We start from the raw sequence: 9,463 nt of genomic DNA on the forward strand, positions 1-9,463 counted from the left end.
TTTTACACTTCTACTTATCTTCTTTTTAAAAGCCTGATTTATCAAGAGTTTATTCCAAAAACCAAAAGTTGTTAATTCATTTTTAAAAAGAAAGTAATTGACGAATATGGGAACTACTGGTATCATAAAGCTATTAGAAAAATGTCGAATTATGACGAACTTTGTAACAACAATAAAAAGAGAAACATGGAAAATGAGAGGAGATAATTTAATGAAATCTACAGGTATTGTCCGTAAAGTTGATGAACTTGGGCGTGTTGTTATTCCAATTGAGCTAAGACGTACTTTGGGTATCGCAGAGAAGGATGCATTGGAAATCTATGTGGATGATGAGCGCATCATTCTTAAGAAATATAAACCAAATATGACTTGCCAGGTAACTGGTGAAGTATCTGATGACAATATTGCTCTTGCAGATGGCAAGCTAATCTTAAGCCGCGAAGGCGCAGAAATTCTTATAAAAGAAATTCAGAATGTATTTTCCAAATAATTTACTTTAAAAAGGGCTTCTCCTATATGGTGAAGCCCTTTTTGTACGTACGTTCAGCCGCAAAAGCAATGCAATGATCCCAAGAATAGGCTAGTCTCAAGGCCGTTCTTTGCCTGTTACGAGGTGCCCATTTGCCTGCAACAAAGATGCTTGCACGTTTATTTTTTATTCAATATGAAACTCTCGGTAGATATCCCGCTTACTCATCCCTCGGTCTTTTGATGTAAGCTTAATTGCTTCCTTTGAGGATGCTTGATTTTCATTAATATAATGGTTCACATGTTCTTCAATCGAAAGGTTTTCCCACCAGGATTCTACTTGGATTGGGTTCTCTGTCCCCCCTTCCAATATTAAGCAAAATTCTCCTCTTACCTCGCCATTCCCACACCATTCAATTGCTTCAGAAACAGTTCCCCTGATAAATTCCTCATACTTTTTGGTCAATTCCCTGCAAAGAACAATCCTTCTGTTCCCCACAATATCCAGAATAAGGCCTAATGTCTCCCTTAATCTGTGTGGCGATTCGTAAAGGACAATTGTCCCTGTCTGCTGACTAAGAAGTTCCAATTCCTTTTTTTTATCTTTCTTCTGCCGTTGCAGAAAGCCATAAAAATAAAAGGGTTGTGGAGGAAGGCCGGATGCTATTAATGAGGTTAATGCGGCGTTTGCACCGGGAAGAGGTACAACCGCAATCTGTTCATTTACTGCCTGTACAACTAGCTCATAACCTGGGTCTGAGATTGTTGGCATGCCCGCATCACTTACTAAGGCAATTTTCAGACCATCCTTTAATTTCCCTATAAGCTTGGAGCCGCTTGCCTCCTTATTATGCTCATGGTAACTTATAACTTGGGTAGTTATTTCAAAATAATTACATAGCTTCTTTGTATTGCGCGTGTCCTCGGCAGCTATTATGTCTGCTTCCCTCATGATCCTAACTGCCCTAAAGCTCATATCCTCAAGATTGCCTATAGGTGTTGGGACAAGATACAAGATTCCTTTTGACTCCTCATTATCAAAGCTTTTTTGCTGCCACATAATCCTCACCCTTTTCATTGGCCAAAAATTCTTCTTTTTTCTGACGGGAAAGCTGTTTAAAACGGTACTCTGCCTGCATAGCTTCGGTCTTTGTGGGAAATGACTTGGCGAATAGAAGCGTTACGGGTACCCTTGCTCTTGTGTATTTAGCCCCTTTCCCTTGATTATGAAGCTGCACTCTCCTGGCCAGGTTATTTGTATATCCCCCATAAAAGCTTCCATCCCGGCATGATAATACATAAAAATAGTGATTAGTTTCTTCCATATAAAATCTCTCTTAACTCAGGGGTATATTCATTTTCCTCATTATAGACAATAATAGCAGGCAAAACCTTGAGGCCAGGCTGTCCGCCCTTCGTAGCTTCTATTAATAATGTGTTAGCTTCCTTTCCTACCTTAGGATGTACAAATTGAACTCTTTTAGGTTCTAGCCGGTATTTTCTCATCAATTCAATTATTTCGATCAGCCTTTCTGGTCTATGCACAAACGCAACTTTCCCGCTAGCCCTGGCCATTGCGGCAGAAACTCTAATGGTGTCTTCCAGAGTACAAAGAATTTCATGCCTGGCTATCGCAAAATGCTCATTTTCATTAATCTCCCCTTCTGGGGGTGTTTTAAAATATGGGGGATTGCATGTTACTACATCAAACTTGCCATAGCCAAGTTTTTTTGGCATATCATTTATATCTCCAAGAACCATTTTCACCCTATTGTCCAGATCATTATAATGAATGCTACGTTCTGCCATGCTATAAAGCCTTTCCTGAATCTCGACTCCTGTAATCCTTCCCTTTGAACGGGTACTTAAAAACAATGGGATAACTCCATTACCACTACATAGGTCCAAAAGCTCCCCTTTTTGGATAGGAACATAAACAAATCTTGATAATAGGACAGCATCAAGAGAAAAAGCGAAAACTGAAGGACTCTGAATAATCCTCAAGTTTTCTGCAAGTAAATAGTCAAGGCGTTCATCTTCTTTTAACTCTACCATCTTTAATCCTCCGGCACTATTTGCTCAAGCACTAATTGAATTATTATTTGAATCAATAGTATTATTTTACACACTTTTCGAAACTCTGCTGCTATGACAAACAAATTAAAGCAAATTTTAAAAGCATTATCCTTTCGCTCATTCAAAAAAGCCTTCCTTATAATAAGGAAGGCACTATTTTTTATTCAAGAATGAAAGGCAAAATAAACAGTCGCCTTCTTTACGCAGGCTTCCAAAATGCAAATTGCAGATGTGGAACCCTTCCTGGTAAAGACGCGCAAGATTGTCATACCCTTCTCCAATATCAACAGGCTTGGTCCCGGTTCGGCCCTTCTTTCCCTTTTTACCTGCCAGGCCTGTCTGTTCTTCGAATTTTTCCAGCCGGCGCCTTAGAAGGTCATTCTCCAGCTTGAGAGAGTGATTTTCCTCCAGTATTTCAGCAAGATGTTCCTTCAACTCTCCCAATTGCTGATAGAGGTTTCCTATCTGAGTTTCCATAGAGCCGACCGACTCGAATATTTCCTTTTTATCCACGTGTTCCACCTCATTAGTCTGTGGATGGTATAGATAAAGCACCCTCTTTTAGGATTTCATCCAAAGTGAATTCCAGAACCTTCTCTTGATCTTTAATTTCCACCTGGAGTACACGTTCAAGAATATTTAAGCCAACGACCTTTCCTCTGCCAAGCGGGGTTGAAATAATTTCACCCAGGTCAGGAAGAAGATCCTTTGCTGTTTCATATTCATCATTTTCGTATTTCAGACAGCACATAAGCCGTCCGCATAGACCGGAAATCTTGGTGGGATTTAACGACAGGTTCTGATCTTTTGCCATTTTTATTGAGACTGGATCAAAGTCTCCAAGGAAAGTTGAACAGCAGAGCATCCTTCCACATGGGCCAATTCCTCCGAGCATCTTGGCTTCATCCCTAACACCAATCTGACGAAGTTCAATCCTTGTCCTAAAGATAGAAGCAAGGTCCTTAACTAATTCCCTAAAATCAACCCGGCCATCTGCAGTGAAATAAAAAATTACTTTATTCCTGTCAAACGTGTATTCTACATCAACTAGCTTCATATCCAATTGATGGCCACTGACCTTCTCGCAGCACACATCATATGCTTCTTTTGCTGCAAGCTTGTTTTCCTCTACAATGAGTTTATCCTTTTGATCCGCAATCCGTACGACCTTCTTTAATGGCAGAACTACGTCATGCTCGTCCACTTGTTTCCTGGCAATGACGACTCTGCCAAACTCAACGCCCCGTACAGTTTCAACTATGACATATTCATCCTTGTTGATTGGCAGATCTCCGGGATCAAAATAGTATATCTTACCCGCTTTTTTAAAGCGTACCCCAACTACGTCATACAAATGCCGATCCCTCCTGCAATTTTAGCACGAGCTGCTCCATCAATAGCTGCGGGTTCATATTGGCTTGAAGTTTCCGTTTCGCCTCGAGCACCGCAGCCATTTGGTCTGGCAAGCTGCTCATCCGGGTATGCAGGGCTAATTGCTGTAGGCGTGCAGCTTCCCTCCTGAAAACAATTTGCTCCTGCTTTCCCAACTGTATATATAATAGGTCCCTAAAGACAAGAAGTAGCAAATCCAGGCCGCGGTCTATCTGTTCTTTTTCTTTGAAGTGTACAAACCACTCACCCTGAAGCGCGACCATGGCTTCAAGGGGGGTTTTTTTCAACACTTCATATAATTTTACCACTACCAATTGGGCATGTGCAAACCAATCCTGTACATTTAGGTCCATGGCCTCATGAACATTATTTGTCATTTGTGCCAACAGATGGGCAGAGTTCGGATCAACCCCGTTTTCAATTAGCTTTTTTATAAAAAAGTCGGGTTTAAGTGGGTGGAAAGCAATTATTTGGCATCTCGATAATATGGTAGGCAGTATTCGCTGTGGATTTTCAGTCAGCAGTATGGCAACCGTATCAGCCCCAGGCTCTTCAAGGAACTTCAGTAAAGAATTAGCCGCGCTGACTGACATTTTTTCAGCATCAATAACCATATATACTTTTCTCGATGATTCCATTCCCTTTTTAGAGAATTCCTCCTGTAAGTCTTTAATTTGCTGTTTTTTTATTGAAAGACCATCCGGTTCAACCAGATGCAGGTCAGGATGGTTTCCGCTGGTAATCCGTTTGCAATTTAAGCAAGATTCACATGGTTTATAGCGTTCATGAAGATTCTCACAGAAAAGCGCCTTAGCCAGCAGGATTGCCGTATCTCGTTTTCCGGTGCCATGCATTCCCTCAAACAAGTATGCATGGGCAACTCGTTCCTTTTGAAAGCTATTTTTGATATATGTTATTACATCGGGCTGCATTTCAGCTACTTCATCCCAAGACATTGCCACATTTTTCACCCTCAGTAAGTTCCTAGGTATATATAATCTTTATAATTAAAATTAGAATTGGAGAAATTGTTCTATTGGAAGAACAAAAACTGTTGCTCCACCAACCTCGACCTCAACTGGATATGGGACATATGAATCTGCATTTCCTCCCATTGGAGATACCGGTGCAACAAGCTGATCTCTGGACTTGCAGTTATCTCTTATAATATCCAGAGCCTTCTGTACCCGAGTATCTTCTACCCCAATCATAAATGTCGTATTGCCGGACTTAAGGAAGCCTCCAGTTGTCGCAAGTTTTGTTGCTCTGAAGTTATGGTCAACAAGTGCATTGGAAAGCCGGTTGCTATCCTGATCCTGTACGACTGCTATTATTAATTTCATTTTTTCCAGCCCCCTAAAGTGTTCTTCCTTTCATTATATCAGGAATTTTGATTACGGACACTCTTTCACCTATGGAACTATACATTGAATGTACTTTCACTGTCCTATGGGAGAAAAGGGACTGGGGAATTTGCCCACTAGTTTACTTTTAGGTTTTCAGTCAACGATTACATTCGGATCCTACAAAGAGGGTTACTTTAATTAGTGAGTAAAAAAATCCTCCCTACTTTTGAGGGAGGAATGTTTCAATTATTGTCTTGACTGAACGAAATACATCTTCCAATTCTAAAGATGCATCAACTCTTTTTATGCGATCAGGGAACCGCTCCAGTAAAATAAGATACCCTTCTCTCACTTTGCTGTGAAAACTGAGTTCTTCCAGGTCTAGCCGGTTAATTTCTCTATCCTTATGCTTTGCTATCCTTTCCAAACCTTCCTGCGGTTCAATGTCAAAGTAAATGGTTAAGTCAGGCATCATTGTTTCAATCGCGAATTGATTTATCTTGTAGACTTCCTCTATTCCAAGACCTCGAGCATATCCCTGGTAAGCAAGAGAGCTGTCAATAAACCGGTCACAAATGACTATTCTGCCCTTCTCCAACGCTGGTCTTACCTTTTCCATGAGATGTTGCCTGCGGGCGGCTGCATAAAGCAGAGCCTCCGTCCTAGGATCCATCGCTATATTTTTCGGCTCAAGAATGACCTTTCGAATTTGTTCAGCAATATCAATTCCGCCAGGTTCACGAGTTATTAAGGCGTCATACCCACATTTCTTTAGATGTTCGGCAACCATCAATGCTACTGTCGACTTTCCAGCACCCTCTGGGCCTTCTATTGTTATAAATAATCCTTTAACCATTGCAACCTCCATCTGCTTCCTCTTCAACAAAGACAAGAATTTCCCCCTTGTCCAAGTGGATTCCGCCTTGAAAGCGAGCTCCATTTTGCTTCATTTCCATAAGTCTTTTTATTATGTCCCCCTGGAGCCTCTCACCTTTTATGATAATTGGTATTCCCGGAGGATAAGGAATGATAGTTTCGGCAGCAATCATCCCTTCTGCTTCTATAATCTTAGAAAAAATAAAGTGGCTCTCTTCCATTTGTTTATAGGTTAATGCCAATTTAGAGTGGCTCTGGCGCCCAATCATAATTGTCTCTTTGTGGTTTATAATGTGCTCATATGGGCTTAGAATAGCATTCATTCTTTGTACGGTGTCCTCAAAAGGGTAAAACATGCCATTTTTTAAAAGGGGCAGGACAAATAAAACATTTTTTGAGTCTGCAAGTTCTGTATATATCCCTGCTTTTTCGAGTTCCCTTTGAAGCTCAAAACCACTGAGCTGGCAGGCCGACTGGATAGTGACCTTTAACGGATCCCCTTCTCCAGGATAATCAAGCACAGTAATTTGCTTAATTTGGCTTAACTTTCGTCGAAAAGAGCTTACCTGATCCATCAAAAATCCTAAATCATTGTGATTGTATCCTGAAAGGTAACACCTTGCTATATCCAAAGAAGCCATTATCGGATAAGATGGACTGCTTGATTGCAGGAATTGAAGTTTTTCCTTTATTTTATCTATAGAAACCAAGCTACTGTTAACATGTAAGTACGAGCCCATCGTCATTGCAGGAAGAGTTTTATGGGCTGACTGTACGATAATGTCAGCTCCCTGTGAGGAAGCAGGTTCTGGGAATGAACCTCCCGCTGAAAAATGGGCTCCGTGTGCCTCATCAACCAGTACGGGAATTCCATTTTTATGTGCCTCATCAACTATTTCTCTTATAGAATCCGCCATACCATAATAATTTGGATAGGTCACAATAACTCCCTTTGCATCAGGATATTCCCTAATTGCCTGTATAACGGCCTCCCTGCCGATGCCCCCTGCTACATCCCAGCTGTTAATATAATTTGGCTCTATAAATACAGGCCTTGCCTTCGCAAGCTGTAAACCATTCATAATAGATTTATGGCAATTCCGTTGTACTATCATCCGGTCATTTTCCTTGCAAACAGCAAGAATCATTGCCAGGTTTCCGGCAGTCGAACCATTTACCAAAAAGAAACTTTTCTTGACCCCGTGCAGCTCCGCAAGCAGCTTCTCGGCTTCCAATATGACGCTCTCTGGTGAATGAAGATCATCCAACCCTGTTAGCTCCGTAGCATCAATTTTCATTATCGCTGAAAAATAATCCTCATTAGTATTACTCCGAGCATACCCATTCTTATGCCCTGGTACATGGTAAGAAACAGTATTTTTCATGCTATGTAAATGTAATGCGGTATATAAAGGTGTGTTAGTTTGATCCATGTCTGCTCCCGATTTACAAAAGTCTTTATCATTGTATCACTTCTTTTGAAACAAAAAAATAAAAGCCCTATTGGACTTTTTAAGAAAAGATGCCTGGCGCTGTAACTTTTCGGAGCTGTTTTAGGTAATATGGATATTTGGGATCATTTGTTTCAGTCTTTATCATATCCATTTCACACTCCATGCATATAAAAGAAGTGTATAAATGGATTCCTTTTGTTTTAATTTCCCCGCAAACCACACATGTTTCACTTATTGCCTGTGAATTCACTTCTCCCACCTCCATATAATAAGCATGCCCTTTCCTAAAGATTTGTATACAATTTTATGAATTGTCTCGTAGATAACTACCATTCTTAGTGTATGTATATCCGCTGAATTCGTGTATGTCTAACGGAAATTCTTTTGGTTGTCAGTGGAACAATAAGAAAACCAAGTCTATTCATGGGTTCGGTCGTACGGTGATGTAGAAGGGAAGGTAAAAGAAGAATTTCCTTCTCGGCGTACTGCAGCCATTCACCGCCAATGGCGATACACTGTTCTGTTATTCTCCACCTATGACCTTCCTGCTGCCTCACGAAGGTTATAGGTTTGCCTTAACAGTCAGAACTGTATCTGCATTGAAGACAATTGCAATATCATGATTTACCATAAAGAATGAAAATGTAATTTCATACTATATATAAGAATAAAATCCCCTTGTGAAGCCAGGCATACATATGTTCAATAAAAAGGTTATCCACAGATACAGTATCTATAGTTTCCTAAGCATACGAAAAGGGCAACCCGTGTTGGGTTGCCCTTTATTTGTTGCCCGGCAGCGTCCTACTCTCACAGGGGCTTACGCCCCAACTACCATCGGCGCTGAGAAGCTTAACTTCCGTGTTCGGGATGGGAACGGGTGTGGCCTTCTCGCCATAACTGCCAGACTATATGAGGGTTGTTCCCTCAAAACTGGGTAATCGTAAAGGAAGAATTAGAAGAACACGAAGCAATCAAATATGGTTAAGTCCTCGATCTATTAGTATCAGTCAGCTCCACACGTCGCCGCGCTTCCACCTCTGACCTATCAACCTGATCATCTTTCAGGGATCTTACTTCTTGCGAATGGGAAATCTCATCTTGAGGGGGGCTTCATGCTTAGATGCTTTCAGCACTTATCCCGTCCGCACATAGCTACCCAGCGATGCCTTTGGCAAGACAACTGGTACACCAGCGGTGCGTCCATCCCGGTCCTCTCGTACTAAGGACAGCTCCTCTCAAATTTCCTGCGCCCACGACGGATAGGGACCGAACTGTCTCACGACGTTCTGAACCCAGCTCGCGTACCGCTTTAATGGGCGAACAGCCCAACCCTTGGGACCGACTACAGCCCCAGGATGCGATGAGCCGACATCGAGGTGCCAAACCTCCCCGTCGATGTGGACTCTTGGGGGAGATAAGCCTGTTATCCCCGGGGTAGCTTTTATCCGTTGAGCGATGGCCCTTCCATGCGGAACCACCGGATCACTAAGCCCGACTTTCGTCCCTGCTCGACTTGTAGGTCTCGCAGTCAAGCTCCCTTGTGCCTTTACACTCTGCGAATGATTTCCAACCATTCTGAGGGAACCTTTGGGCGCCTCCGTTACATTTTAGGAGGCGACCGCCCCAGTCAAACTGCCTGCCTGACACTGTCTCCCACCCCGATAAGGGGTGCGGGTTAGAATTTCAATACAGCCAGGGTAGTATCCCACCGACGCCTCCACCGAAGCTGGCGCTCCGGCTTCTCAGGCTCCTACCTATCCTGTACAAGCTGTACCAAAATTCAATATCAGGCTGCAGTAAAGCTCCACGGGGTCTTTCCGTCCTGTCGCGGGTAACCTGCATCTTCAC

General features: G+C 42.1%; 11 protein-coding genes and 2 rRNA genes (1 of these 13 cut by a window edge). 1 reads left to right on the forward strand and 12 read right to left on the reverse strand.

From position 1 onward, the window contains the following. Positions 1–211: 211 nt before the first annotated feature. A complete protein-coding gene (locus AM500_RS00670; RefSeq protein WP_053597494.1) occupies positions 212–490 on the forward strand; it encodes a transition state genes transcriptional regulator AbrB in 279 nt (92 codons plus the stop codon). A gap of 165 nt (positions 491–655) precedes the next feature. Here the strand turns inward: AM500_RS00670 and rsmI are convergent, their stop codons facing one another. The 12 genes from rsmI to AM500_RS00730 form a co-directional block, all read right to left on the reverse strand. After that, positions 656–1,528, reverse strand: coding sequence for a 16S rRNA (cytidine(1402)-2'-O)-methyltransferase (gene rsmI, locus AM500_RS00675; protein ID WP_053597495.1), 873 nt, complete (start codon positions 1,526–1,528; stop codon positions 656–658). Further along, positions 1,506–1,793, reverse strand: a complete 288-nt coding sequence (locus AM500_RS00680) for a GIY-YIG nuclease family protein (RefSeq protein WP_043931812.1) — start codon at positions 1,791–1,793, stop codon at positions 1,506–1,508. The genes rsmI and AM500_RS00680 overlap by 23 nt, the downstream gene beginning before the upstream one ends. Beyond that, positions 1,780–2,523 carry a tRNA1(Val) (adenine(37)-N6)-methyltransferase gene (locus AM500_RS00685; RefSeq protein ID WP_053597496.1) on the reverse strand — a complete coding sequence of 248 codons (744 nt, stop codon included), beginning with the start codon at positions 2,521–2,523 and terminating at the stop codon, positions 1,780–1,782. Before AM500_RS00685 ends, AM500_RS00680 begins: the two co-directional genes overlap by 14 nt. A gap of 174 nt (positions 2,524–2,697) precedes the next feature. Beyond that, positions 2,698–3,057 (reverse strand): DNA replication initiation control protein YabA, encoded by a 360-nt coding sequence (gene yabA / locus AM500_RS00690; protein ID WP_043931814.1) that lies wholly within the window; start codon positions 3,055–3,057, stop codon positions 2,698–2,700. Between the two features lie 13 nt (positions 3,058–3,070). Beyond that, positions 3,071–3,898, reverse strand: a complete 828-nt coding sequence (locus tag AM500_RS00695) for a PSP1 domain-containing protein (RefSeq protein ID WP_043931815.1) — start codon at positions 3,896–3,898, stop codon at positions 3,071–3,073. After that, positions 3,891–4,898 carry a DNA polymerase III subunit delta' gene (gene holB / locus AM500_RS00700; protein WP_156319719.1) on the reverse strand — a complete coding sequence of 336 codons (1,008 nt, stop codon included), beginning with the start codon at positions 4,896–4,898 and terminating at the stop codon, positions 3,891–3,893. Before holB ends, AM500_RS00695 begins: the two co-directional genes overlap by 8 nt. Before the next feature lie 51 nt (positions 4,899–4,949). Next, positions 4,950–5,279 carry a cyclic-di-AMP receptor gene (locus AM500_RS00705; RefSeq protein WP_043931816.1) on the reverse strand — a complete coding sequence of 110 codons (330 nt, stop codon included), beginning with the start codon at positions 5,277–5,279 and terminating at the stop codon, positions 4,950–4,952. A gap of 223 nt (positions 5,280–5,502) precedes the next feature. After that, positions 5,503–6,138: a dTMP kinase gene (gene tmk / locus AM500_RS00710; RefSeq protein WP_053601579.1), complete on the reverse strand. Its 636-nt coding sequence runs from the start codon at positions 6,136–6,138 to the stop codon at positions 5,503–5,505. Next, the gene (locus AM500_RS00715; protein WP_053597497.1) at positions 6,131–7,591 is read right to left on the reverse strand and encodes an aminotransferase class I/II-fold pyridoxal phosphate-dependent enzyme; all 1,461 of its coding nucleotides are present in this window, start codon (positions 7,589–7,591) and stop codon (positions 6,131–6,133) included. Before AM500_RS00715 ends, tmk begins: the two co-directional genes overlap by 8 nt. Positions 7,592–7,670: 79 nt before the next feature. Further along, positions 7,671–7,877 (reverse strand): sigma factor G inhibitor Gin, encoded by a 207-nt coding sequence (locus AM500_RS00720; RefSeq protein ID WP_043931819.1) that lies wholly within the window; start codon positions 7,875–7,877, stop codon positions 7,671–7,673. A 526-nt stretch (positions 7,878–8,403) separates the two neighbouring features. Beyond that, positions 8,404–8,520: ribosomal RNA gene (gene rrf / locus AM500_RS00725) — 5S ribosomal RNA — on the reverse strand. Between the two features lie 72 nt (positions 8,521–8,592). Then, positions 8,593–9,463, reverse strand: a 23S ribosomal RNA gene (locus tag AM500_RS00730) (it continues 2,063 nt past the right edge of the window).

Origin of the sequence: Bacillus sp. FJAT-18017 (assembly GCF_001278805.1) — a bacterium.
Taxonomy (GTDB): Bacteria; Bacillota; Bacilli; order Bacillales; family Cytobacillaceae; genus Bacillus_D.

What these genes read in the sequence shown, in the direction of transcription:
- AM500_RS00670 (WP_053597494.1), top strand. Translation starts at nt 212, where the DNA reads ATGAAATCTACAGGTATTGTCCGTAAAGTTGATGAACTTGGGCGTGTT.
- rsmI (WP_053597495.1), bottom strand. Translation starts at nt 1,528, where the DNA reads ATGTGGCAGCAAAAAAGCTTTGATAATGAGGAGTCAAAAGGAATCTTG.
- AM500_RS00680 (WP_043931812.1), bottom strand. Translation starts at nt 1,793, where the DNA reads ATGGAAGAAACTAATCACTATTTTTATGTATTATCATGCCGGGATGGA.
- AM500_RS00685 (WP_053597496.1), bottom strand. Translation starts at nt 2,523, where the DNA reads ATGGTAGAGTTAAAAGAAGATGAACGCCTTGACTATTTACTTGCAGAA.
- AM500_RS00705 (WP_043931816.1), bottom strand. Translation starts at nt 5,279, where the DNA reads ATGAAATTAATAATAGCAGTCGTACAGGATCAGGATAGCAACCGGCTT.
- tmk (WP_053601579.1), bottom strand. Translation starts at nt 6,138, where the DNA reads ATGGTTAAAGGATTATTTATAACAATAGAAGGCCCAGAGGGTGCTGGA.
- AM500_RS00715 (WP_053597497.1), bottom strand. Translation starts at nt 7,591, where the DNA reads ATGGATCAAACTAACACACCTTTATATACCGCATTACATTTACATAGC.
- AM500_RS00720 (WP_043931819.1), bottom strand. Translation starts at nt 7,877, where the DNA reads ATGGAGGTGGGAGAAGTGAATTCACAGGCAATAAGTGAAACATGTGTG.